The 24,404-nt window shown below is 45.6% G+C and carries 20 protein-coding genes; 11 read left to right on the plus strand and 9 right to left on the minus strand.

The window, feature by feature from the left end:
- Positions 1-81: 81 nt before the first annotated feature.
- From KDM90_RS13560 to KDM90_RS13605, 10 genes are all read left to right on the plus strand, one after another.
- Complete coding sequence (locus KDM90_RS13560) at positions 82-2,007, plus strand: dynamin family protein (protein ID WP_212676137.1); 1,926 nt, start codon at positions 82-84, stop codon at positions 2,005-2,007.
- 108 nt (positions 2,008-2,115) lie between these two features.
- On the plus strand, positions 2,116-3,210 hold the full coding sequence (locus KDM90_RS13565; protein WP_212676138.1) for a WD40/YVTN/BNR-like repeat-containing protein: 1,095 nt from the start codon (positions 2,116-2,118) through the stop codon (positions 3,208-3,210).
- A gap of 45 nt (positions 3,211-3,255) precedes the next feature.
- A complete protein-coding gene (mutY, locus tag KDM90_RS13570) occupies positions 3,256-4,407 on the plus strand; it encodes an A/G-specific adenine glycosylase (RefSeq protein WP_212676139.1) in 1,152 nt (383 codons plus the stop codon).
- A gap of 234 nt (positions 4,408-4,641) precedes the next feature.
- Positions 4,642-6,105, plus strand: a complete 1,464-nt coding sequence (locus KDM90_RS13575; protein ID WP_212676140.1) for an alpha/beta fold hydrolase — start codon at positions 4,642-4,644, stop codon at positions 6,103-6,105.
- A gap of 2 nt (positions 6,106-6,107) precedes the next feature.
- Positions 6,108-6,947 (plus strand): ABC transporter ATP-binding protein, encoded by an 840-nt coding sequence (locus KDM90_RS13580; RefSeq protein WP_212676141.1) that lies wholly within the window; start codon positions 6,108-6,110, stop codon positions 6,945-6,947.
- On the plus strand, positions 6,944-8,107 hold the full coding sequence (locus tag KDM90_RS13585; protein ID WP_212676142.1) for an ABC transporter permease: 1,164 nt from the start codon (positions 6,944-6,946) through the stop codon (positions 8,105-8,107). The genes KDM90_RS13580 and KDM90_RS13585 overlap by 4 nt, the downstream gene beginning before the upstream one ends.
- Before the next feature lie 275 nt (positions 8,108-8,382).
- A complete protein-coding gene (locus tag KDM90_RS13590; RefSeq protein WP_212676143.1) occupies positions 8,383-10,377 on the plus strand; it encodes an acetate--CoA ligase family protein in 1,995 nt (664 codons plus the stop codon).
- 159 nt (positions 10,378-10,536) lie between these two features.
- Positions 10,537-10,953 (plus strand): MBT domain-containing protein, encoded by a 417-nt coding sequence (locus KDM90_RS13595; protein ID WP_212676144.1) that lies wholly within the window; start codon positions 10,537-10,539, stop codon positions 10,951-10,953.
- A 69-nt stretch (positions 10,954-11,022) separates the two neighbouring features.
- Positions 11,023-12,213 carry a cytochrome P450 gene (locus KDM90_RS13600; protein WP_212676145.1) on the plus strand — a complete coding sequence of 397 codons (1,191 nt, stop codon included), beginning with the start codon at positions 11,023-11,025 and terminating at the stop codon, positions 12,211-12,213.
- Between the two features lie 49 nt (positions 12,214-12,262).
- Positions 12,263-13,120 carry a hypothetical protein gene (locus KDM90_RS13605; RefSeq protein WP_212676146.1) on the plus strand — a complete coding sequence of 286 codons (858 nt, stop codon included), beginning with the start codon at positions 12,263-12,265 and terminating at the stop codon, positions 13,118-13,120.
- A 26-nt stretch (positions 13,121-13,146) separates the two neighbouring features.
- Here KDM90_RS13605 and rapZ read toward each other — a convergent pair whose 3' ends face one another.
- The 6 genes from rapZ to ilvA form a co-directional block, all read right to left on the minus strand.
- Positions 13,147-14,010, minus strand: a complete 864-nt coding sequence (gene rapZ, locus KDM90_RS13610; protein ID WP_212676147.1) for an RNase adapter RapZ — start codon at positions 14,008-14,010, stop codon at positions 13,147-13,149.
- A 6-nt stretch (positions 14,011-14,016) separates the two neighbouring features.
- Positions 14,017-14,961 carry an HPr(Ser) kinase/phosphatase gene (gene hprK / locus KDM90_RS13615; protein WP_212676148.1) on the minus strand — a complete coding sequence of 315 codons (945 nt, stop codon included), beginning with the start codon at positions 14,959-14,961 and terminating at the stop codon, positions 14,017-14,019.
- 52 nt (positions 14,962-15,013) lie between these two features.
- The gene (locus tag KDM90_RS13620; RefSeq protein WP_212676211.1) at positions 15,014-15,484 is read right to left on the minus strand and encodes a PTS sugar transporter subunit IIA; all 471 of its coding nucleotides are present in this window, start codon (positions 15,482-15,484) and stop codon (positions 15,014-15,016) included.
- A gap of 163 nt (positions 15,485-15,647) precedes the next feature.
- Entirely contained in the window at positions 15,648-18,287 is a 2,640-nt protein-coding gene (locus KDM90_RS13625; protein WP_212676149.1) for a sensor domain-containing phosphodiesterase, read from the minus strand.
- 301 nt (positions 18,288-18,588) lie between these two features.
- Positions 18,589-19,449: an NADPH-dependent 7-cyano-7-deazaguanine reductase QueF gene (gene queF / locus KDM90_RS13630; RefSeq protein WP_212676150.1), complete on the minus strand. Its 861-nt coding sequence runs from the start codon at positions 19,447-19,449 to the stop codon at positions 18,589-18,591.
- Between the two features lie 56 nt (positions 19,450-19,505).
- Entirely contained in the window at positions 19,506-21,041 is a 1,536-nt protein-coding gene (gene ilvA / locus KDM90_RS13635; RefSeq protein ID WP_212676151.1) for a threonine ammonia-lyase, biosynthetic, read from the minus strand.
- 252 nt (positions 21,042-21,293) lie between these two features.
- Here ilvA and KDM90_RS13640 point away from each other — a divergent pair, with 252 nt between their 5' ends.
- Positions 21,294-21,785, plus strand: coding sequence for a YqaA family protein (locus KDM90_RS13640; RefSeq protein WP_212676152.1), 492 nt, complete (start codon positions 21,294-21,296; stop codon positions 21,783-21,785).
- An 18-nt stretch (positions 21,786-21,803) separates the two neighbouring features.
- On the opposite strand, the gene KDM90_RS13645 is transcribed toward KDM90_RS13640, so the two are convergent.
- Genes KDM90_RS13645 through KDM90_RS13655 form a run of 3 tightly spaced genes read right to left on the minus strand, consistent with a single transcriptional unit; the run spans position 21,804 to position 24,320 of the window.
- Positions 21,804-22,778 (minus strand): CE1 family esterase, encoded by a 975-nt coding sequence (locus tag KDM90_RS13645; protein WP_212676153.1) that lies wholly within the window; start codon positions 22,776-22,778, stop codon positions 21,804-21,806.
- A gap of 60 nt (positions 22,779-22,838) precedes the next feature.
- A complete protein-coding gene (locus tag KDM90_RS13650; protein WP_230409801.1) occupies positions 22,839-23,258 on the minus strand; it encodes a hypothetical protein in 420 nt (139 codons plus the stop codon).
- 42 nt (positions 23,259-23,300) lie between these two features.
- A complete protein-coding gene (locus KDM90_RS13655; RefSeq protein WP_212676154.1) occupies positions 23,301-24,320 on the minus strand; it encodes a tetratricopeptide repeat protein in 1,020 nt (339 codons plus the stop codon).
- Between the last annotated feature and the right edge of the window lie 84 nt (positions 24,321-24,404).

Below are 24,404 nucleotides of genomic sequence, written 5' to 3' on the forward strand. Positions count from 1 at the left end.
AGAATGTCATATTGTTGAGTTTCTCAGCGCTATGCCGGCGTCAATCCGGCGATGCACGACAAGAAAAAATTTGAGGATACTATGAGTAATTTGGTTCAGAACTTTGAGGAATACAGCGGATGGCGCAGAGGCGTCGCTCAGGCAATTGAGCAATACCGTGCTTGGATTTCCAGCTCTGATTTCGCAGATAGCATCCTAGACCAACGAATTATGCGTTTAAAGGAGCGTTTGGTTGATGACAAATTAACCATTGCTTTCGTCGCTGAATTTTCTCGAGGTAAGTCGGAACTCATCAATGCAATCTTCTTTGCTGATTATGGTCAACGAATTTTACCTTCGTCAGCAGGTCGTACAACAATGTGCCCAACGGAGCTCATGTACGACGAAAGTATGCCGCCATGTATTCGATTATTACCTATTGAGACACGTAGTGAGGCCTTAAGCACGACAGAGTACAAAGGTAACCAACATATTTGGACCGTTCTACCACTTGATACCAAGTCCGGCGACGGGATGCTCGAAGCATTTAAACAAGTGAGCCTGACCAAACGGGTTACTAAGGAATTGGCTAAATCGTATGGCTTGTATGACGAATCCGATCCGGATGCGGCTTTAGAGGTCGATGACGATGGTCTGGTAGAAATTTCTCAATGGCGTCATGCGATCGTTAATTTCCCTCATCCTTTGCTAAAGCAAGGCTTAATTATTGTCGACACGCCAGGTCTCAATGCAATTGGTACTGAGCCCGAGTTGACCTTGAACCTGATCCCGAATGCGCATGCAGTCTTATTTATCTTGGCCGCAGACACGGGTGTGACCAAAAGTGATATTGAAGTTTGGCGCGATCATATTGGAAGCGGACCAGGCAGAATGGTCGTTCTGAACAAGATTGATAGTATGTGGGATGAACTGCGTACGCCAGAAGAAATTGAACAACAAATTAAAAATCAAATTGAATCAGTGGCACATACACTGAGTCTCGAACAAAAGCAGGTATTTCCAATCTCCGCGCAAAAAGGCTTGGTGGCAAAAATCAATAAAGACGCGCCGCTGTTAGCCAAGAGTCGTTTACCGAAATTAGAATACGCACTCTCTAAAGAGTTAATTCCGTCGAAGAAAGGCATTATTCGTTCCCAGTTGGCAAGCGATATTCAAGAGATTACCGATGGTCAATATGCAGTCATCAATGCGCGTGGTCGTGGGGTCAGTGAGCAATTGCACGAACTGAAAAGCTTACGGGGAAAAAATCAAAATGTGATTGAACACATGATGAAACGTGTCACACTGGAGAAGCAAGAATTTGACGCGAGCCTGATGAAGATGCAAGGTACACGTGCCGTTTTTACTAGATTATCGACAGAGGTTTATACGACATTGGGAATGGATATTCTCAAGGAAGAAATTAAGTCCGCACGTGAAGAAATGGAAGCGAGTAAATTTTCATTGGGACTCAAAGAAGCGATTAAGAAATTTTTTACTCAGGTGAAGACCAATTTACAAGCATCAAACCGAAAAACAGACGAAATAGCCGAGATGATGGCGATCATGTATCGCAAGTTTTCGACCGAACACGGTCTGGCATTGACTGCACCAATGCCTTTTTCTTTGGATAAATACATGCAAGAAATTACAGCCATCGAGTCTGTTTTTCAGCGCCAGTTCAGCACGATTACTTTGATGACGACTTCCCAGAAAGTATTGATGCAAAAGTTTTTTGACTCGATCTCTGCACGAGTGAAGCAAAGTTTTTCACAGGCAAACCGAGATGTAGAAGCTTGGCAGAAAGTGGTGATGGCACCGATTGAGGCACAAATTCGTGAGCACAAAAATCAGTTAAAAAATCGGATGCAATCGATACAGAGAATTCATGTCGCCACGGACAGTTTGGAAGAAAAGATTTCTGCATTTGAAGTCATGATGGCAGAAGTTGAAGAACAAAAGAAAACCTTAGAACATTTGCGTCAACAGATACAACAAGCTTTGGCATTTGAAGTTTCAGCGGTCTAGCTATTTGCAAGTCGTTTTGTTGGCGAGTGCGTTATTTTTAAACGCCTGTAAATTGAATGATTTATAGGCGTTTTTTATTTATAGAATAGGACATAATCAATGAAAAGAATGAGCCAGCCGATCCACTTCCCCTACTTGATCGGATCACACCTCGCCCTCGTTTCGGCCCTATTTTTCGCCGGGAGTGTACCGGTTGCCGCGCAAGAGCAATGGAAAAAAGTCGAGAGCCCAGTTCAAGTTGAGTTACGGGGGCTCTCAGTTGTGAATAAGAACGTCGCATGGGCGAGTGGCGCAAAAGGAACCGTCTTGAGAACGACGGACGGAGAGACTTGGGAGAACGTATCGATCGCGAAATCCGATCCTGAGGCAATCGCTCTTGATTTTCGTGACATTCAAGGATTGGATAAAAGTACGGCGATTGCAATGAGCGCGGGCCCCGGCAAGGCCTCGACGATTTACAAAACACGCGACGGTGGTGAGCATTGGGAACGTGTTCTAGTCAATCAGGAGGCGAGCGGTTTTTGGGATGCGATTGATTTTTGGGATGCGCAAAATGGCGTGATTTATGGTGATCCAGTGAATGGTCAATTTCAAGTTTTACTCACCCAAGATGGTGGTCAGAATTGGCGTCCAGCCGCGCGAGATTCGAATCAATTGAACGCATTGGCAAACGAAGGGGCTTTTGCTGCCAGTGGAACTTGCGTAGCCACCCATGGTCGCGATGCAATTTGGTTAGTGACGGGTGGTGCGGAAAAAACACGTGTCTTTTATTCAGTGGATAGAGGGCAAACCTGGGAGGTATCGAGTACGCCATTAGCGGCAGGGAAACCGCCTCGAGGCTTGTTCTCGATTGCGTTTACGAATTCGCAAATGGGGATGGCAGTCGGTGGTGACTATCAAAAGGCGAAAGAGGAAGGTGTCAATGCGGTACTCACAGAAGACGGTGGTAAAACTTGGCGTGCAACAACGGCCTTACCCGTCGGTTTTCTATCCGTTGTTGTTGCTGTCCCAGGACAGCAGGGGATATTTGTTGTCGGTGGTCTTGCCGGTTCGGGCGTGAGTAAAGATGGCGGGGCGACTTGGGAGGTGCTCGGCGAAACACCACTCAATGCCATGGCATTTGCCGATGCATTGCATGGCTGGGCAGTCGGTCCTAAGGGGCTCATCATGAAATATGCAGGGAAGCGCTTGGCTCGAAAATGACGGCCTTGCAGACCCACGTTCATTGTAATTTAAACTGACGTTTTCATGAAAAAACAACTGTCCTTACCACCTCAACGTGACAATCAATCTGATTCAATTTATTTTGACCCTAGTTTTTCCGCCGCACTTATCGCGTGGCAGCGGGAACATGGTAGGCATGCCTTGCCTTGGCAAAAAACGTGTGACGCCTATCGAATTTGGCTTTCAGAAATTATGCTGCAACAAACGCAGGTGGCCGCAGTCATTCCTTACTACGAGAGATTTTTGCACCGCTTTCCAACAGTTCGCTCGTTGGCCGCTGCACCGATAGAGGATGTGATGACCTTGTGGAGTGGTCTAGGCTACTACACCAGGGCACGTAATTTGCACCGATGCGCACAACAGGTGGTTCACCAGTATGAAGGAGAATTTCCGAGTGATCCACGACTGCTGCAAGAATTGCCGGGAATTGGTCGGTCTACCGCGGCAGCTATCAGTGCCTTTGCGTATGAAACGAAAGCGGCCATATTGGATGGGAATGTGAAACGTGTTTTCGCGCGTGTCTTTGGTATCGATGCCTATCCAGGATTAAAGCAAGTTGAGAATCAATTGTGGTTACGAGCAGAGGCGCTGTTGCCTTCGTACGATATCCGATCTTACACCCAAGGCCTCATGGATTTAGGGGCTACCTTATGCACGCGGTCTAAGCCCGCTTGTGGGCGCTGCCCTTTTCAAACCCGATGTATCGCATTTGCCGAGCAACGCACTGCTGAATTACCTGTAAAGAAGCCGAAGCGCGAGCAAAAAGAAAAGCAAACTTGGATGTTCCTATTGGAGCACGATGGCGATATTCTACTTGAGCAACGTCCCATGTCGGGAATTTGGGGAGGACTCTTATCCTTGCCCGAGTTTGCTGGGATGCAAGAGTCCAGTTCGATTACCCAGATCGCTCTTGATAGTCCAGAAATCCAGCAATTTGCAATGCAATTTGGTGAGATACATACTTGTTCTAAATTGCCTTCGCTATCGCATGGTTTTACCCATTTTAGATTGCAGATTGATGTACTTTATTTCCATTTGGCAAATCGCACAACTTTATTATCTGATAGCCGATATGCTTGGGCACCCCTCAAGCAACTAGAGCAGCTGGCATTGCCGGCCCCCGTAAAGACCATACTTCAAGAACTTGCGGTGGGACGCGATCGTCTTCAAGCTTGAAAGTGAAAACTTTCCTATTTTTGAAACTCGACTTTCGTCATAGCTTGCTCGTGTTTCGTCGCAAGACATGGGATTTCGTCACATCAAGATTTACTTCTTTCGCTTGAACTACGACAATCAAAATGTGTAAGCAATCTTGGATTATGTGTGGCCTCTTAATGCGAGTATCACTGTGATTGCATCGAAATCAGTCTTAGGTTAAATCGATTTTTTATTGAAAAGGAGCTTCTGTTCATGCATACAAAATTGCTTCGTTTGTTGAGTTTTGCTGCCTTAGCAATGCCGGCGATCGCGCTAGCGGATACAAAACCCTGCCGCGTGCCGAATTTTCCGCAGGAAGTCCGTTGTGGTCAGATTCAACGCCCACTGGATCCGTCCAAACCTGACGGTAAAAAAATTGACGTGCATTATGTGGTTTTACCTTCGCAAGATAGAAATAAACTGCCCGATGCTGTTTTCCTCCTCGCCGGAGGGCCGGGGCAAAGCGCGATTGCTGCCGCAGGATTTGGTGAGGCGGTGCTAGGGAAATTAAATCGTCGACGCGATTTGGTTTTTGTTGATCAACGCGGCACAGGAAAGAGTGCACCTTTGAAATGCCCCGATTTGGAGTCGGCTGACAAAATTTTGGATCAGGCTGGCATGCTGAGAGTGGTTCATGCCTGTCAAGTTGCTCTGCAAAAGTTAGCTTACGGGGACTTAGAATTTTTCACGACTAGCATTGCCGTGCAAGATTTAGAGGCTGTTAGAAAAGTCCAAAATTACGGATCAATTAACTTAGTCGGTGCATCTTACGGTACGCGAGTCGGGTTGGAGTATTTACGTCAGTTTCCACAATCCGTGCGCCGTCTGGTAATTGATGGCGTTGTCCCGCCCGATTTGAATTTATTGGCTTCCGATGCTAAGCCAGCGTTGGAAGGCATTTTTGCCGACTGTGAACAAACGGAACGATGCCGTAACGCATATCCTGGTTTGGCAGAAACATGGAAAAGCTTACTGAGTCATACACCCAGACAATTCAGCATGACCCATCCACGCTTGGGACACACATTGAGTGCAACTTTGCAAAAAGAGGACTTGGTCGGCATGGCATTCAAGGCCTTGTACTCACCCGTGAATACGTCGGTACTGCCGTATGCGATTGTCCAAGCTGAAAAAGGCAAACTGGATCCTTTGTTGGCATTGAGCGGTAGTTTTAGTCAACCTGGCCCTGGCAGTCTGACGATGGGTATGCATTACTCGGTCTGGTGCACAGAAGCCTACGCGAAACCACGATCGTCAACTCCTACACCCGATGAGTTTGCGGCGGTAATGGGTGATATGTACGACAAGATCTGTGCGACTTGGCCACGTGGAAAAGTACCGAGTGAATTCTTCACGATTCCTGAAACGCAATCGCCTGTTTTGTTACTCAGCGGGGGGATCGACCCCGTAACACCGACCCGTAATGGTGAATTGGTCGCTAAAGCGTTGGGAAAAAAAGCACGTCACGTCAGTATTCAAAATGCGGGACATGGATTGTTGATGCATGGCTGTGTTCGAGAGCTAGTGGATAAATTTATCGCAGCGAAAACTGATGTCGAGGCACAGGCGATCGATAGTAGTTGTGTACGTCAGATTCCGCGCCCCTTGGTCTGGTTACCGGCGCTGCCGATGCCAGCCAAAGCTGCGTCAAGTGAAATAAACAAAGCAGGAGAATAGGCATGATTATCGTTGAAGATTTACATAAAGAATTTGTGAAACTGGGTAAGCCTAAATTCGGTATTGGATCGCGAACCCAAGAAAAGGTCAAAGCTGTTAATGGCGTCAGTTTTACTGCAAACGATGGCTCTATACTCGGATTGTTGGGGGCGAATGGAGCAGGTAAGACAACAAGTTTGCGGATGGTTGCTTCCATGTTGAAGTTGGACTCTGGCTCGATTTTGATTGATCAGATCCCTGTCAAAGAAGGTCAAACAGCGACCCAAGCGAAATTGGGCATCCTCTCTGACTCACGTGGTCTCTATCCTCGTTTAACGGCGCGGGAGAACATTCAGTATTACGGGAAATTGCATGGAATGGCGAAAGATTTGATTGCACAACGCATCGATCAACTTGCACATTGGTTGGAGATTCAAAAGCTTTTGGAACGCCGTACTGAAGGATTTAGTCAAGGTGAAAGAATGAAGATCGCGTTGGCTCGCGCACTGATCCATGACCCCAAAAATATCATTCTCGATGAACCTACGAATGGATTAGATGTAGTTGCGACGCGCGCGCTGAGAGAATTTCTACGATGGTTGAGAACCCCTGAGGGGGGCAGTAAATGTATCGTGTTTTCTACCCACATTATGCAAGAAGTAGAGCGTCTGTGTGACAACGTGGTGATCGTTGCGCAGGGAAAAACGGTTGCTGGCGGAACAGTCCAAGAGCTGATGCAGCAAGCGGAGGAGCCTGATTTTGAAGATGCCTTTGTCAAGTTAGCATTCTTAGATAAAACCCAAAATAACTATCTGTCATCGACAGAAAAAGCAAAGAACCTTGTGGAAGGGAGCCTAGTATGAGAGAAGTTGCTGCCATTTATTGGAAAGAAATTTCAGACGCAATGCGCGATAGGCGCACCTTAATGATGGTACTTGCGAGTTCATTGCTTTTGGTACCGATGTTGCTCTTTGTATTTTCGACCGTCATGTCGCAGGTAGAGTCGCAGGCAATCGATAGGACCGTGATTGCAGTGAATATGAAAGACGCTCCGCTTCTAGAAAATTACATTCTGCGTCAAGGGTATCAAATCAAAGCTGCGCCTGCGGATTATGAAGACAAGTCAAGGAAGAAGGAGCTAACCAAGCCCGTGCTATTAATTCCAGAGAATTTTGAAAAGGAAATGGCACAAGGTAATCGTGTTGAACTTGAAATTGCTTATGACACATCGAATCGACAAGCTGAGATGGGGCTGAATCCTTTGCGTCGTTTGCTAGGTGGCTTTGTTCAAGAAAAAAATGGTCTGGATCTGATGATGCGTGGTGTTTCTACCGAGTTGTTGCAGTCGATTGCAATCAAAGAACGTCATATTAGTCGTCCCGACGAACGCAAAGTAACGATCACTGGTATGTTGCCGATGGTATTGATTATGGCGATTGTAATGGGCGGAATGTTTGCGGCAATTGATAGTACGGCAGGCGAACGAGAACGTGGTTCTTTGGAGCCATTGATGATGAATCCTGTCTCGGGATTTCAATTGGCGTTTGGAAAAACTGCGGCAGTCGCGTCAGTTAGCGTGCTGATTGTGATTTTGACGGTGAGTAGTTTCTTTCCCGCACAAATTGTGATCGCAAATGAGGCATTGCAAGCAGAATTTCAATTTGGCGGAAAAGATGCATTGGCGTTCTTGTTCATCCTTGTTCCTTTAGCTGCGGCGCTTTCGTCTTTGCAGGTCGCACTGTCTTTGACCTGTAAAACATTTAAAGAGGCGAATGTACGAAATCAGCTGTTAAGTTTGACCGTGTCATTTATGCCGATGTTTTTCATCTTGAATCCGGGAAAAGAGCCAGCATGGTTAGCATGGGTACCCGTGATGGCACAAACACAAATGATGAATCAGGTCTTAAAAGGCGAGTTGGTCGGTGCGCATCCCATGTTGATTGCAATTGGTGTTTGCGTGTTAATCGTGACCGCCAGTCTGTATTTCGTTGCGTCAAAGATGCGAGAGGTGGTGATGGAGTAGTATTCAAGTCGGTGCTAGAGCACATTGCGCATAGCATTCAAGGAAAACGGGCCCTCGGGCCCGTTTTTTGTTGTCTACATCGAATATACTCTCTGTTTGATCCAAATAGAGTGAGATTGGGACTTTATTGGGTTGATCGATGAAAATTGGACGTGAATGTAATAAAACATCTCGATTCTTTTAATTTAATTGTTGTCTTGTGTTTTTGAGATGTGAAATCAGTTTCAATCAATTCTTTCTGAGGAAAAGTACGTGGATCTGAAAGTGCGGCGATTATGGTGACGGATTTGGTTCAAGAAGTCTTAAAAATTAGTAAGGCTAGACATATTCCCGGCTACTTTCCGGGAATGCCGCAAGCAGTATTCGCAGTCAGTATCGATTGCGATTGGAGTAAGTTACAGCAATCATCGTTGGCTTATTCACATGCCTATTTCGCCGAATTATTGCCAAGTTACTTAGAACAATATGCCAAGCTAAGTGCTTTGCAAGATATCCCATTGCGTCAGATATTTGCGGTGTGCCTTGCGATGTTGCATCAAGCTGGCTATCCGACAATTGATACAGTGCGGCAAGAGCTGCGCCTTAATCCAACAATTCCAAGCATTAAGGGATCCGCAAGGTTAACGAAAACATTTGTTATGCCAGCCTTGAGTATGGGCCAAATAGCCCACCAATTCGCATTGGAATGGGCAGCAAAGAATTTTAATCAATGGCAAAGCGGTCAACTGTCTCAGGACAGGCATGCAGACGCATATCCACAAATAAAAGCGAACTTAAGTGCTGTTATCAAAAGAATGGAAGTGCACGCACCGCTTGGACAAAATTCCTTAAGGTTTATCCAAGCAGCACAGCAGTTGAACATACCCTATGTCAGAGTTACCGCAAATGTGTTTCAGTTTGGTTGGGGGCGAAATGCGCGCTGGCTCGATAGTTCATTTACGGATGCCACTCCTAACATATCGGCGCGCCTTGCGCGAAACAAAGTTGCGACCTCACGCTTTCTAAGAAATATGGGAATTCCGGTTTGTCAGCAATTGATCGTTAAAAGCGCGGAGGAAGCAGCTGAAGAAGCGAAAAAAATGGGATTTCCCGTCGTTATCAAGCCCTCTGATCAGGATGGTGGTCGAGGTGTCTTTGTCGGACTGAAAAACGTCGAAGGGGTCCGCCAAGCGTTTGAAGAAGCGAAGAAATTGTCGTCTACGATACTTTTAGAAAAGCAATTTATCGGACAAGATTATCGGATCCAAGTTTACCAAGGTCAAGCATACTGGGCTGTGCATAGAATCCCAGGCGGTGTTGTCGGTGATGGCGAACATTCGATTGAAGAGTTGTTGGTGATTTTGAATGCACATCCTCTACGTGGTGAGCCCGGCAGCAATGCGTTGTTGAAGCGTATCGACATCAATCAAGAAGCCTCTGATTTATTGACCGAGCAAGAATTGACATTGAAGTCGATTCCGCACTTGGGGCAATTTGTGCGTTTAAGGCAAGCGGCCAACGTAGCCTCTGGCGGTAGTATTGTGCCAGTTTTAGAATTCGCTCATCCCGATAATATCCAACTTGCGGAGCGAGCCGCGCGAGTGATGCGACTCGATTTGGCGGGGATAGATTTATTAATTCCAGATATTCGACACTCATGGTTAGAGAGTGGCGCGGCAATTTGCGAAGTGAATGCCCAGCCCCAAATGTCCCCGCATTTACCCTTGGAGATTTTAAATAAGATACTTGTTTGTCGCGGACGGATTCCCGTGGTGGTGGTTTTCGGATCGATTACCGACTCGGACTGGCGATCTAAGGTCGTCGAACAATATAAACAGGTGTTCTCTGATCGAAATTTGAAACTTGGAATGATTGATGCGAGTAGCTGCTATTTGGATGCGGTGCCGATAACGGCCAAGGGGACAGATATGTATACCTCTGCGTTGGCGTTATTAAGTGATCCTCAGACGAGTGCTTTGGTCATACATTTCACCGATAGTCAGTTTTTGAATTCAGGCATTCCAGTCGACCAAATTGAAAGTTTGATTCTCTTACCCGAGAACAATTTCAGCGATCCGGAGTTAAGAGGGCGATGGCTATTCCGTGCTCAGTTTTTATTAGATATGTGTATCCAAACTGTGCATACGGCGAGCGAGTTAAGCGGACTGCTTCCAGAGTTGAAATTTCCACCTAGTGTCATAAGTAAAAATATGATGACTAACTTTGCAGAATTGATTTGTTCAGAGCTAAAGCGACAGTCTGAACACCATTTAAATGCAGCAAAAACTTGAAATGGTGTTGAGATAAAAGCGAATAGAAATTTGCTTCGTAAGCATGATTTTCAACAATGTATTATTCAGAAAAATGCGAATGTTTTAGTGTTCGACATACTAAAAGAGAGAATTGGTTAAAACATGAAATATCGACTAGATGAGGCTTCGATCGAGCGAATGTCCTCATATTATTTGAATGAAGGACGTAAGCAAGAGCAATGGGAGTTGAGTGATATTGAAATTGACGGCGATCACTTGAGTGCGAAAGTTGCTATGCGTTCTATGTACACTTCCGACACTGATACTGGTGGATTTCATCTTAGTATTTTCTCAACCTTAGAATTCTTGTCGCAGCTCATGATTATTTATGGACATGTCTGGTCAGGTCAAAGTGAAAAAACCAAAGAAGCTTGGATGGTTGAAAGTCATACAAAGACGGTCCGTGCAATTCGACGCTCAAGTGGCATACGTGTCGATATGAAGGTGAAAGCGATGCGGCGTCGGAACGCAAGTTTTTACTGTATTGCTGATTTCAAGATCTCCGATGATTTGGATGGTTTGTTTGAAGTCAGTTTAAAAGGCTTCTTAGTCTAGTGCGTCACGATAGTATCGTAACGGCTCAAGATCTATATTGTGCAACAACTGAATCGCATCAAAAAATTTATGTCAGTGAATATTCGTCAAGCAGAATTCTTTCAAGATCCTTATCCTTTCTACGAGAAAATCCGGTCGTCAGGAGAGCCTCTTTGGCTTGAGCACGAGCAGGATAGTTCGAGTCGGGGAGTTTGGCTTTTTAGTCGATATGCAGATGCAATGGACGTATTCAAAAATACGCAAACTATCTCGAAGAATATTCGCAGTGTCCGTACCCATGCGATGCAGCATCCATTCGATTTGCATTTATTGCATCGTGATGGTGCGGATCATTTACGATTGCGGCGCTTAGTGGCTGAATTTTTTGCGATTAAAGCGGTGACCTCGTTGGAAGGAAAGATACAGGCTCAAGTCAATCTCTTAATCGATACTTTTCCAAAGGACGTTTCTTTTGATTTCGTTGAAGTATTTTGTGAACGGCTTCCACTATTTGTGATCGCGACCATTATCGGGATACCCTATTCCGATTTGACAAAAATTCGTGAGTGGTCGTTGATATTAGGTGATGGTTTTGACTCTTTGTTGGCGCGACATGCTAATTTGCCCGCCCGCCAAGTCGCGCTGAATGAATTTACTTTGTATGTTCAACAGCTAGTGAACGTCAAGAAAAATGAGCACGATGGTAGCCTCTTAAATTTCTTGTTAGAGCAAAAAGATAGCGACTCGATTTCAATCGAAGAGCTGGTTGGTATGTGTCTTTTTCTTTTGTTTGCCGGGCATGAGACAACCATTAATTTGCTTGGAAATGGGATGAGCGCACTGTTAAGTCATCCAGATCAATGGTGCTTACTCAAAGCGGAGCCAAGTTTAATACCGAGTGCGGTCGAAGAAATTTTACGTTTCGAGAGTCCTGAACAACGGACTTCATTTCGAATCACGACAGCGCCAGTGACAATCGGAGAATGGCGCCTAGAGGCTGGACAACAGTTGGGAGTTTTTATTGGATCCGCGAACCGTGATTCAAGTGTTTTCGAAAACCCAGATCAGTTTGATATAAGACGTCAACACAACCCCCATTTAGCATTCGGGATTGGGCTTCACCATTGCTTAGGAAAGACATTGTCACGTGTCGAAGCAAGAATTGCATTGGCCACCTTGGTTCAACGTTGCCCGACATTGCAGTTAGCGGAAACACCATTTGTTTGGCGCCAAAATTCCTTTTTCCGAGGATTGGAAAAATTGATAGTCACACTTTCGTAGACTGGCCCTGATTGACGTCGATACCGTTCTGAAATTGCGAAGAAAAGAGATGAGAGAAATTTGCATAGTCGATATTTCGACAACCGCCCCTACCAGTTCAATTTACGTCGAATTAATGGGTGCACTTTCAACTTCCTTCACGCAACTTGGTGTTAAAGTTCATTTCGAAATTGATCGTATCCGGCATGATATGCCTAACATCATATTTGGTCGCTATCGGCAATTTGTTGACGAAACTCGAGTTGTGCAAGCTTTACCTCCCAACTGTATTATCTTCAATCTTGCGCCTTTATCAGGTGTCGAGAAAGCGCCTTGGCTAGGACCATATATTCACTCCCTAAAAGATCATCCGGTCATCGATTATTCTTACTACAATCTAGGGTTCATACCAGCGGGTGAAGAGGCACAGCACTTTTTATTTAAGTTTGGTTATCTTCCATTAAGTGCTTTTAAATTTCCAATGAAAAGTCGTCAATTTGTCTTTTACGGCAAAGTGACCGAGCATCGTTTGCCGATCTTGAAATATTTGCGTGAAGAATTGAAAATTCCTCTGCGGGTCTTAACCAATTGCTGGGGACATGAACGTGACATGCGTATTGCCACCGCACAAGCGACGATCAATATCGGAAAATTTGATGCGAGCTTATTGGAAGTCTACCGAATTTGGCATTCGCTTTGCCTTGGAACGCCTGTCATCTCGGAAAAAGGTGGCGACGCCCGTTTGGTAGACGACTGGCGCGAGTATGTACAGTTTGTTGATGCGCCCGAGTCGTGGCGGCATGTCAAAATTGATCGCACCTCGCCAACGAGGTATGCGAAAGACACCTCTTTTGTGCAGGAAACGGAACGATTGTTGCGCTGGATCGATCAATGCAATTTATCAACAAAGAAGCGCGCAAATGAATAGATCATTTGCGAAGGCTCGAAAATGACTTAGTGGTTTTGTCGATGCCTGATTAAGACACGTTCTGACTGTTGAAAGTGACGAGCGAGTCGTTCAACCATATAGACGGAACGATGTTGACCTCCAGTACACCCTATACCGACTGTTAAATAGCTGCGGTTGTCACGTTTAAACGATGGCAGCCATTTAGCGATAAAGTGTTCGATGTCTTGATAGAGGTCATGTGCCATCGGCTGTTCATCCAAGAAGTCAACCACGGCTTGATCACGTCCAGTGAGAGGACGTAAGTTTGGATCGTAATGTGGATTAGGTAAGATTCGTACATCAAATACAAAATCGACATCCAGCGGGACACCTACCTTAAATGCAAATGATTCGAACATTAAAATAAGCGATGCGTGTTCGACCGCAATCTCATCCTTGATCCAGTTTCTCAAATGATTGGCACTCAGATTTGAGGTATCAATCACGTGCCCGAGAAATTGCAGTGGGGCGAGTAAATCGCGTTCTGCTTGTATGCATTCAACTAGGCTTAAGGGCGAGCTGGCAATACGTTCTGCTTGTAAATGATGCGATAATGGATGACTACGTCGGGTCTCTGAAAAACGAGCGATCAAGGTTTCAGAGCTTGCTGTCAAAAACAGCACTTTGACTTCATGGCCTAGAGCTTGCAATTGTTGAATCGTACTCGCGACGCTCTGCAATTGATGCGAGCTACGAGAATCGATAGCCATGGCTGCCTGTTGAATCTTCTCTGATTCCAATGTGCGCACGAGATCAATCAGTAAGGATGGCGGCAAGTTGTCGACGCAATAGTAGCCAGCATCTTCCATCACATTCAAAGCGACCGATTTACCTGAGCCAGAAATACCTGAAATGAGCAACAAGCGCATTATCTCTTACCCGAGTGTTTCATCCATGGCGCGTCGTTGACGTTCCATAAATTCTTCCAGTGTGTTGATACCACGGAGCTGCAGAATAGTGTTTCGAACGGCGGCTTCGAGAAGAACCGCAATATTTCGTCCCGCAGCTACGGGGATTACTACTTTTTTAATCTGTAAACCGAGCACGTCTTCAGTGTGCGAATCGATCGGTAGTCGCTCGTAGTTCTCTTCTAGGGTACTACGGCGCACCAAATGCACAATTAACTTCAAACGCATTTTGCGGCGTACCGATGTTTCTCCAAAAATTGCTTTGATATCGAGTAAACCTAGGCCTCGAACTTCAAGTAGGTTCTGCAAAATGGGTGGACAACGCCCTTCGATCATGTTCGGTGCAATACGTGAGAACTCCACCGCATCATCGGCAACCAATCCATGGCTCCTTGAAATTAATTCCAATCCAAGTTCACTTTTACCGAGCCCCGATTCGCCGGTGATTAAAACGCCTACCCCAAGTACATCCATGAAAACACCATGCATCGTCACTTGCGGTGCAAGTTTCTTCGATAAATAGACCCGCAAGTAATCGATTACTTGTGCAGCCGGCAATGGCGTAGAGAATAGTGGGATATGATTGTCGTCACAAACGCTCAGAAAGGTTTGAGGTGATTCTAAACCTTGCGCAACAATCAAAGCAGGTGGCTGCCCTGCAACAAGTTCTTTAATAAGATTGGCCCGCGAACCAGGTGATAAACGATGGAAGTAGTCGATCTCTTGGTGTCCTAAGACTTGAATACGTCCCGGGTGAATAAGATTCAAGTGACCTACTTGATCGGAAGAGGCAGTTGCATCATCCGTGATTTGCTTGTCCCCACCAGAAAATCCTGCAAACCAACCTAGTTGCAACGTGTCGCGATTATCATCAAAAATTTTCTGTATCGTGAGTTCGGTAGTCAAGGGCATGGGGACTGTTCCAGCAATGATCGAAAGGAGACGGACGTTATAAATTGAGGCACTAATTACTCGGCAATTGCGGTTCCCAAGTGGTGATGTGTTGATAGACTAAGTTCACGTCTTGCTCTGTTTGGAGTGCTGCTCGAAACGCATCATCTGATAGCATTTCAGCGATCTCAGACAGAATTTCCAAGTGTTGTTGAGTGACATTGTCTGGCATTAATAAGAATATCAGTAAGCTGACCGCTTGCCCGTCAGGCGATTCAAAAGGAATAGCATTCTGTAAGCGTACGAATGCAGCAATCGGATTTTTGAGTCCTTTGATTCTGCCGTGGGGGACTGCAACGCCATGCCCTAATCCAGTTGAACCGAGGCGTTCACGCGCGAACAGATTTTCTGAAACGGTCGAGCGGGCAATACTGCAATTGTTTTCAAACAGTAAACCGGCTTGCTCAAATGCCCTTTTCTTACTCGATACATCTAGGTCTAACAACACATTTTCGAGGGGCAGGATTTTTGCGATATTGGTCATTTGGCTATATGTTAGGCCTGTGCTCGTTGACATAATTGTGGAGCGCCGAATACTTCTTAAAAACAAGAAAAACTGCAAAGAGATCGGGTATTCGCATCCAGTCGGCGATTATAGGCTTGTTTTATCGACTCAGTGAATTTACCTGTCTGTTTTTAAGTATTTTTTACGATAGTCTTGACTGACGTGAAAGCTTATGTTCACTTAGAAGTTGAGAGAAATGTTCAACTGAGATGGGTTTGCTGAAGTAGAAGCCTTGAATTTCGTCGCATCCAGCGCCGCGTAGAAAATCCATTTGTTCGATATTTTCAACCCCTTCAGCCGTCACACTCATGCCAAGTGCGCTCGACATTGCAATAATTGCTTTGGTGAGCACAACGGAATCTTGGTTCTCTGGAATCTCTCGAATAAACGAGCGGTCAATTTTGAGGTTGTCGATAGGAAATCGTTGTAAATAAGATAGCGATGAAAATCCTGTTCCAAAATCGTCAAGCGAAATGCTAATGCCCAGTGTTTTGATCGCGTCGAACACCGAACTCAAGTGTTCAGCTTCCACCATCAATAAGCCTTCGGTGATCTCAAGTTGTAAGGCGTGTGCGGGCAACTCTGAGGCCAGTAATACTTCTAGAATAAATTGAGGTAATTTAGGGTCTTGGAATTGTTTGGGTGAGATGTTGACACTAATTTTAAAATCAATTTGGTGTTCGACACGCCATTTTTGCGCTTGCTCGCAAGCCTTGCTCAAAACCCATCGTCCCATCGGCACGATTAAGCCAATTTCTTCAGCAAACGGAATAAACTCGTTGGGCGCAACAAGACCCATGTCGGGCATGTTCCAACGGATAAGTGCCTCGGCACCGACTATTTGGCCATCATTTAAGTTCAGCTTAGGTTGGTAATACAGTAAGAATTCATCTTCTACGAGGGCTCGACGCAGATTACGTTCTAGAGTGTAACGATGCTGCGCCCTAATCATGAGATCTGATGTAAAGAATTGGTAATTGTTTCGACCAAGTTCTTTCGCTAAGTACATGGCTGAATCTGCGCAACGAAGGAGTGTCGGACCGTCAGTACCATCATGAGGGAAAACGCTAATGCCAATCGAGGTGCCTAAATGATATTGATGTTGATCGATGACAAAGGGTTCGCGCATTTTGGTGAGAATGCGATCAGCTAATTCTTTTAGGTGTTGTGCGGTTTCGAATTCTTCAACCACAATGACAAACTCATCGCCACCTAATCTGGCCAGCATATCGGTTGCGCGTATACAAGAGCTAAGACGTTTGGCGACATCGCAGAGCAGGCCATCACCGGCGGCATGACCAGCTGTATCATTCACATTCTTAAAGTGGTCAAGATCGAGGAAAATGACAGCGACTTTTTGATCATAGGCATGCGCCAACGCAGTTGCCAAGCGTTGTTGCAATTGATGCCTATTTGGCAAGCCAGTCAAGGCATCGTGCGTCGCGATGTATTGTAGTTGTCTTTCGGTTTCTCGGACCTCGGTGGTATCTGTGAATGAGATCAATACAGCTTCGGTTTTATTGGTACGGGAATGTTTGATCGGCTGTACATTAACCAGTAACCAAACAATCGCATTATCTTGTAACTGCATGCCGACTGACAGATTTGAGAGTGCTTCGCCTGTGCGTAGTGCAATCGAGGCAGGATCGTCACCAATTTGAATCTCGCTTGCGTCTTCACGGAATAACCGTTTGAAGTAACGATGGCGGCGTCCCGTCGCATCGATATCTTGTATTTTTAAAATACGTTTTGCACTAGGATTGCAGGTGAGAATCTTCCCACCAGGTGCGATCACCATAATGCCTTCGGATAAATTGTTCACAACAGAGCGATACCGATCCTCACTGGTCGCTAAGCTATGCTCCATATTTTTTTTATCGATTGCGAGTGCAATGACATGCATCGCATCCATAATCAGTGTCTGCTCATCATCACTAGGTCTGCGGTGTTGATGATGATAGATATCAACCGTTCCCAAAAGTGTGTTGAAGGCCGTTTTGATTGGTACCGACCAGCATGAATGCAATCCGTAACGCAATGGCGTCGCACGGTGCCAATGCCAAATTTCGCTTTGCTCGAGATTTTCGACTATTTTGATTTTCGCGCTTTGAATTGCAACACCACAGGACCAACTACCTAAACCAATTTCGATATGGTCCATTTCATTTAAAAACTCTGCCTCCATCGAGGGGGCTGCTGCCATCCTGAGTTTTTGCGTTTCTTGATCGAATAGCATGATCGAACAAATAGAACCATTGTCCAATAGGCGTTCCATCCTATCGCAGACATCTTGCAAAATTTGGGTTAATGGATTGTCTAATGCAATCATTTCCAAAATTTCTTTTTCGTGGTGCAGCGCCTCGTGGCTCAAACTATTTTTTTGCAGCCCACTGATCGAAGAATGGAGATGAAAGGTTTTGGCGATCGGTTGCGTCTGTAGGTCACGAATTCGCAATATGTAGGCAGTATTTCTTTGTACTGGGAAGGTATGTAAGCGAACTTCGACTTCTAAGAGTTGTTGTTGGCGTGTCTTCAATTGACAAAATTCGGCAATTGCATTGGGAAGTAAACTGCTGCCAGCTTGAAGATGGGTTTTTAACTGATTCGGATGATGGAACTCGAGGAAGGCACTCCAGCGTAATCCCGCAATTTCGCTCAATTTTTTTGCACCGAGCAGGTGAATTCCTAGCTGATTTGCATGGACAATCGTCCCATCAATCAAGACGATTACAGCATCTTGTGTGTGCTGTTCAATGAGCATTTGCCAATTAACGGGATACATAAAGCCACTAAAAATGAATGAAAGATCTTAGCTTTGTGGATTTCGTCACAAGTAAGTTATCAAAAAAATCAATAAATGTACTGTATGCTAACACATTGCCTCAAATTTTCTGCATTTTCACCCGTTGGATTGATCAAGAAACTGGGGCGCAGTTGACAGTTCTTAATAAAAGTATAGAAATGATTGACAGAAATTACTTTGCGCTGCCGCAGAGATAGGCTTAAATTGAAACATCCTTGCATGCTTTTCCGAATAATTAATTTCAAATAAGAAACTTATTGCCCCGCATTATTGCCGCGCATTATTGCCGCGCACTACGCAAGTTCGATGGCATTTTTCCCGTAGAAAAATTACTACGCCAAGGATTAATATCCAAGCCGCCGCGTCGCGTGTAACGCGCATACACAGAGAGTTTTTGCGGTTTGCAATGCTGCATGATGTCGCAAAAAATACGCTCTACACATTGTTCGTGAAATTCATTGTGATTTCTAAATCCGATCAGATAACGTAGCAGCGCTTCTTGATCAATTGGTGCGCCGACGTAATGAATTTGTACGCTAGCCCAGTCAGGTTGCCCTGTGACTAAACAATTCGATTTCAGCAAATGGGACACTAAGCTTTCCTCAATCGCTGCTTGGCTGTGATCGGCACTTAAAATTTCTGGGATAGGTGAATAGTGATCGACTTCGATATCTAAACGATCTAATAACAAACCATCTAATTCATGAAATCCAGCTTTTGCAAATTGCTCTTGTGGAACGAGAGTGATTTGCACGGGGGCGCCGAATCCATTCGAGAGATCTGCTTGCAGCAAACTCAGTAAGGCATCAGTGCCCGCCAATTTGGTTTGATTAAATGAATTCAAATACAATTTGAAGGACTTTGATTCAATGATATTCGGCGAGTCCGCAGGGGCAAAGACGCTGAGTATGGCGACCTGCGGCTTGCCACGTAAATTCAACCAAGAGACTTCGTAAGCATTCCAAAAATCCATCCCGAAAAAAGGCAGATTGACAGCCATGCCATCGACAATTTTTAGACCAATTTCTGCACGCTTTTCGGCCCGAGGAATCGGAAAAATTAAGCTAGGATCATATTGCGTTTGATACGCAGAAGTCTTACCTAGTTGCGATTGTTCTGGTGAATTATTGGAAGTGCTCATAGTGCGTGTTTCTATCAAAAAATCGAGCTGGTATCGTGCATCCAGCTTCCTAGTTTTTATCCTAGGAAAAGTTTATAAACAGGATTCTCGCTCTCATCCCAATAGCGGTATCCTAGGCCATTCAAAAATTCTTTAAACGCCTTCATTTCTTTTTTCGGTACCTGCAAACCGACTAAAGTACGGCCGTAGTCGGCGCCGTGATTCCGATAGTGGAACAAGCTGATATTCCAATTCGGGGCCATGCTGTTTAAGAAACGCATTAAGGCGCCAGGGCGTTCTGGAAATTCAAAGCGATATAGCAATTCATTCTCTGCTAGTTCGCTCTTACCTCCGACTAAATGGCGGATGTGAAGTTTAGCCAATTCGTCGTCAGTTAAGTCCAAAGTAGGAAAGCCGTGCTTGATAAAGGTTTTGGCGATTTTGCTGGATTCTTCACGATTGGTGACTTGAACACCGACGAAAATGTGTGCCTCTTTTTTATCGCTGATACGGTAGTTAAACTCTGTCACGTTGCGTGGGCCAACCAGTTCGCAGAAGCGTTTGAAACTGCCTTGGATTTCTGGAATGGTAACGGCAAACACAGCTTCGCGTGCTTCACCGACTTCAGCGCGTTCGGCGACAAAACGTAGGCGATCAAAATTCATGTTGGCACCGCAAGCGATGGTCACCATGGTTTCATTTTTTAGCGGCTTTTTATTTGCTTTGGCGCGTTCAATATACGCTTTGCAGCCCGCGACAGCCAAGGCACCAGCTGGTTCCAAAATCGAGCGTGTGTCTTGGAATACATCTTTAATCGCAGCGCAAACTTCATCGGTATCCACTAAGATCACTTCATCCACATATTGCTTCGCCAAACGGAATGTTTCTTCGCCCACGAGTTTGACTGCAGTACCGTCGGAGAATAAACCAACATCATTGAGTGTCACACGTTTGCCAGCCTTCAGGCTTCGATACATGCCATCGGAATCCACGGTTTGCACACCGATAATTTTGATGTCAGGGCGCACCGTTTTAACATAAGCAGAAACACCAGCAATTAAACCACCACCACCGATGGCGACAAAAATCGCGTGGATAGGGCCTGCATGTTGGCGCAAAATTTCCATGCCGACCGTGCCTTGACCCGCAATCACGTCCGGATCATCAAACGGATGCACGAAAGTGAGTTTGCGTTTTTTTTCTAAGGTCAAAGCATGATCGTAGGCATCACTATACGATTCACCTTGCAACACGATCTCGACGGCATCGCCACCGTGCGCGCGCACCGCATCAATTTTGACTGGCGGCGTCGTGGTTGGCATCACAATCACTGCTTTACAGCCAACGCGCCTCGCGCTTAATGCCACACCTTGTGCATGATTACCAGCGGAAGCGCAAATCACGCCACGCTTGAGTTGTGCTGGCGTTAAGTGGGCAATCTTATTGTAAGCACCACGTAGTTTGAAACTGAAGACACTTTGCATGTCTTCGCGTTTAAAGTGAATTTGGTTGTCCATACGCTTTGATAGCGTCGGTGCCAATTCAAGTGGCGTTTCAAATGCCACGTCATAGACGCGGGCAGTCAGGATTTTTTTCAGATAATCGGTAGCCATGGATGCAATCTTTTCAAAATACAAAAGTTAAATGCGGACATCATGCAAGTCCCATGGTGTGTGGGATGGCGTCATTCTGAATGGATGAATTCAGAATCGACTGCGATACCGGCGCGGTGGCGCTGGTTTTGTTTCGTATTTCATGCGGGAGGCAATGGTAATGCCTAGTTGATGCAATGAAATAAGTGCAAATTATTTAAGTCCTGTTCCAAGCATTATAATGTATCCCTTCCTTCCCTTTACGAAAAAGCCATGATAGAAGCGGCTGTTGCTTGGTTGTTTAGTGTTTTTGCCATTTCAAAAATCGGCTTGACCGCCGTTTTTGTGATCAGCTTTGTGTCGGCAACTTTATTACCGATGGGATCAGAGCCGGCAGTGTTTGCCATGATCAAGGCGAATCCTGAATTGTTTTGGCTGACCATTCTGGTGGCGACTGTGGGAAATACCTTGGGTGGTATGCTGAATTATTTTATTGGCTACGAAGCCAAACAGACGTTTGCAAAGGAGCGCAATAGTCGCTGGTTTGGCTGGCTCGAACGCTATGGCGCAAAGACCATGTTACTGGCATGGCTGCCTGTCATCGGTGATCCTATCTGTGCCGTTGGTGGTTGGCTCAAATTACCTGCTTGGCCGTGTATGCTGTATATGGCAATCGGCAAATTCTTGCGTTATCTCGCCATGACTTATTTACTTTTAAAAGTGCCAGAAGGATTTTGGCACGGCATTGCATCTTGGTTGGGCTAGGGCGCTGGTCGTCGCCGCTCAGTTGCTCTGCCGTGCAAAGAAGTCCCAAATCATTGCTGGGCCGTTGGGTGTCATCGGTGATGGCCCAAGTAAGCGTGGGCGTTTCCAGTAGGCTTGCGGCATGCCGTGGCCACCACCGACAATGGTTACGAGTTCCACTTCTTTTTTGCCTTCGCTTGTTCTGTCACTTCGCCAAAGTGCGCGCTCAACATTGGATTTCTTTTCGCTACTAATCAAAGGAGCATCGCTAATTTGATTGAGGTTGACGAAAAACTGTGCAGACTCTTGCGACGATTTGAGTATGCCGCCTTTGTAGAATAGACCCCATAGACTAGTTTCACCTCCGCCATAATGAACGATGGGATCTTCAGTGCCATTCATCAGCATGACCGATGTGCTTGATCCGGTAGTCGTGCATTTAAAATTATCCGCCACGGGCAAATTCGCCGAAACCGCGGCAACTGCGCGAAAGCGGGTGGGGGCTTCTACTGCTAAACGCAAGGACATAAAACCACCCGATGATACGCCTGTTGCAAAAATACGCTTTGCGTCAAAGGCGTTTTCTGCAACCAGTTTATCGGTAAGCGAGGTCAAGAATTTAACGTGGTCAAGCTCTTGCCCATCGACTTTGAAATCGCCCACTTTGCTACAGTCGTTCCAATCAAAAGAACTGGCGCTAGGGTAGACCACGCCGAAACCATACTGATCCGCAAGACGGTCAAAGCCGTAACCCGTCTCTAAGCGAATCTGTGATCCATTTTGGCCCGAACCATGCATGACGATGACTAAGGGCGCAGTTTTGCGCATGCCCTTCGGCAAGTAAGTGCGGTAAGTGTATTGTTTGCCGTCGACGTCAATCGTGCTCTTGGCGAAGATGCCAGATAAGGGCGGTATTTCTGGATCGGGCGTATAGAGAAGCCAAACAAACAAGCCACCTGCAAGCGCGACCAAACCGAGTAACGCATACGAACTTTTTAGTAGAATTTTTTTCATGATTTAGCTTTTGTATAGGTAGACTGCTGGTGATGGCTCAGTGGCTGTCCCGATTTATGGCTATGTTTTACGCCATTGATCACCTTGTTTTTTAATGTAGTGACGATAAACATAAGACCAAGGAATCGCGGCATACACGAGTATGACTGCCCCAATTGCAAACACATTGGGCAGTAATTTGTCATCGAGTGTTCCATTCAACCAGAGTGGCAAAGGTACGGCAATTAACCAAATTGTTTTCCACAATAGTTCCCACATCAGTACAGGTAACAGCTGTAAGGGATAACGAATCCCAAGTACACATAGTAACCAAAATGCCGCCATCATGGAGGTTTCTACCCCACGAAAAAATTCCCATGCTGAGAACGGCTTTTTAGAAGCGAATACGCCTGGCCATAAACTCAGCGCAAGACCGACGACCACCAACAAGTACATTGCACGCAATACATAGAGGCGAGTGAGAGAGACTTCATTCATCATTTTTTCCTAGTGTTTTATATTCGTAATTTGGTGGAACGGAGTTCACTTCAGCAGCTTTATTTGCTCTTCTGCGTCCGCACGAGTTCTTGCGCTTACGGCGGGTGTGTAGGCTAGGGCTTTTTCAAAATAGGAAATGGCTTTGGTTTTATCGCCCAAGGCTTGCCAAGTTTTACCGAGTCGATAAAGCACGGCGCCAGTGTTCTCCATACTTAAGGATTTCTCTAAATGAGGTAGCGCTTCTTTTACTTTGCCTTGCTCCTGTAATGATCTGCCAAGTCCGAGATGCGCGGCTGCGGAATCCGGAAAGCGTTGAATGACTTCACGAAACATCTTTTCCGCATCCAGGAATTTTTTCTCCTTGACGAAGGTTTGAGCGATGTCGACAGCAATTTCGTTCTGTAGCTGCGCGATGACAGGGTTGCCACTACTATTCACGGCCAAAACGCCACTTTTCGCTTTTTCCAGTTCTTCATCTTTGAGATCAAATTTTGCTTGCAGTAGGTTCGCCGCCGCTGGGCTGACTTTCCGTGTTTCTGCAATCACATCTTTTGCTTTTGAATGACTGCCACCCATTAAACCTGGCACTTCCAAATAAAAAGTCATCAAGGAGTGCGCCGCATTAAAATTTTTGGGGTCTAGCGCTAGGGCTGTTTTGAAAGAATCACGAATTTTTCCGAGAGAGCTGATACCCGCCATCAGGCCGCCTTTTTCTGCTTTGATCCCTAGCACATTGCCAAGTGCTTCATGGCATTCAGAATTTTTGGGATTGTTGGCAATACATTGCTCGGCAATTTTCACGCCTTCATCGAGTTGAGCAACTTTGCCTGTAATTAAAATCAAATCCACTTTGGCCACCAAAGCATCGGCATAGTTGGCATCAGTCGCCAATTTGCTACTAATCGCACGCTCGACTTCGGCATATTTTTTCGCTTTGATGAGGGCGCTGTATTCGTGTGCCTGCGCTGTTTGCATCGCTAGCATGGATGACACTAATGGCGTCAATAGCAGCGAAACCATGATGGCATTGCGCATACGAGATGGTGGTGAGGGGAAGGTCGTCATAGTCATTTCCTTAATGAGTGAATCGGTGCCTAGTGATAGAAATGATTGCAATCAGCGCTTTCAAGCCGCAATCGATAATGAAGT

It is taken from the genome of Affinundibacterium fentianense (genome assembly GCF_018139545.1).
GTDB classification, from domain to species: domain Bacteria; phylum Pseudomonadota; class Gammaproteobacteria; order Burkholderiales; family Burkholderiaceae_D; genus Undibacterium; species Undibacterium fentianense.

Coding starts and splice junctions, on each gene's coding strand:
- KDM90_RS13560 (WP_212676137.1), top strand. CDS start 82: ATGAGTAATTTGGTTCAGAACTTTGAGGAATACAGCGGATGGCGCAGA.
- KDM90_RS13565 (WP_212676138.1), top strand. CDS start 2,116: ATGAGCCAGCCGATCCACTTCCCCTACTTGATCGGATCACACCTCGCC.
- mutY (WP_212676139.1), top strand. CDS start 3,256: ATGAAAAAACAACTGTCCTTACCACCTCAACGTGACAATCAATCTGAT.
- KDM90_RS13575 (WP_212676140.1), top strand. CDS start 4,642: ATGCATACAAAATTGCTTCGTTTGTTGAGTTTTGCTGCCTTAGCAATG.
- KDM90_RS13580 (WP_212676141.1), top strand. CDS start 6,108: ATGATTATCGTTGAAGATTTACATAAAGAATTTGTGAAACTGGGTAAG.
- KDM90_RS13585 (WP_212676142.1), top strand. CDS start 6,944: ATGAGAGAAGTTGCTGCCATTTATTGGAAAGAAATTTCAGACGCAATG.
- KDM90_RS13590 (WP_212676143.1), top strand. CDS start 8,383: ATGGTGACGGATTTGGTTCAAGAAGTCTTAAAAATTAGTAAGGCTAGA.
- KDM90_RS13595 (WP_212676144.1), top strand. CDS start 10,537: ATGTCCTCATATTATTTGAATGAAGGACGTAAGCAAGAGCAATGGGAG.
- KDM90_RS13600 (WP_212676145.1), top strand. CDS start 11,023: ATGTCAGTGAATATTCGTCAAGCAGAATTCTTTCAAGATCCTTATCCT.
- KDM90_RS13605 (WP_212676146.1), top strand. CDS start 12,263: ATGAGAGAAATTTGCATAGTCGATATTTCGACAACCGCCCCTACCAGT.
- rapZ (WP_212676147.1), bottom strand. CDS start 14,010: ATGCGCTTGTTGCTCATTTCAGGTATTTCTGGCTCAGGTAAATCGGTC.
- hprK (WP_212676148.1), bottom strand. CDS start 14,961: ATGCCCTTGACTACCGAACTCACGATACAGAAAATTTTTGATGATAAT.
- KDM90_RS13620 (WP_212676211.1), bottom strand. CDS start 15,484: ATGACCAATATCGCAAAAATCCTGCCCCTCGAAAATGTGTTGTTAGAC.
- KDM90_RS13625 (WP_212676149.1), bottom strand. CDS start 18,287: ATGTATCCCGTTAATTGGCAAATGCTCATTGAACAGCACACACAAGAT.
- queF (WP_212676150.1), bottom strand. CDS start 19,449: ATGAGCACTTCCAATAATTCACCAGAACAATCGCAACTAGGTAAGACT.
- ilvA (WP_212676151.1), bottom strand. CDS start 21,041: ATGGCTACCGATTATCTGAAAAAAATCCTGACTGCCCGCGTCTATGAC.
- KDM90_RS13640 (WP_212676152.1), top strand. CDS start 21,294: ATGATAGAAGCGGCTGTTGCTTGGTTGTTTAGTGTTTTTGCCATTTCA.
- KDM90_RS13645 (WP_212676153.1), bottom strand. CDS start 22,778: ATGAAAAAAATTCTACTAAAAAGTTCGTATGCGTTACTCGGTTTGGTC.
- KDM90_RS13650 (WP_230409801.1), bottom strand. CDS start 23,258: ATGATGAATGAAGTCTCTCTCACTCGCCTCTATGTATTGCGTGCAATG.
- KDM90_RS13655 (WP_212676154.1), bottom strand. CDS start 24,320: ATGACGACCTTCCCCTCACCACCATCTCGTATGCGCAATGCCATCATG.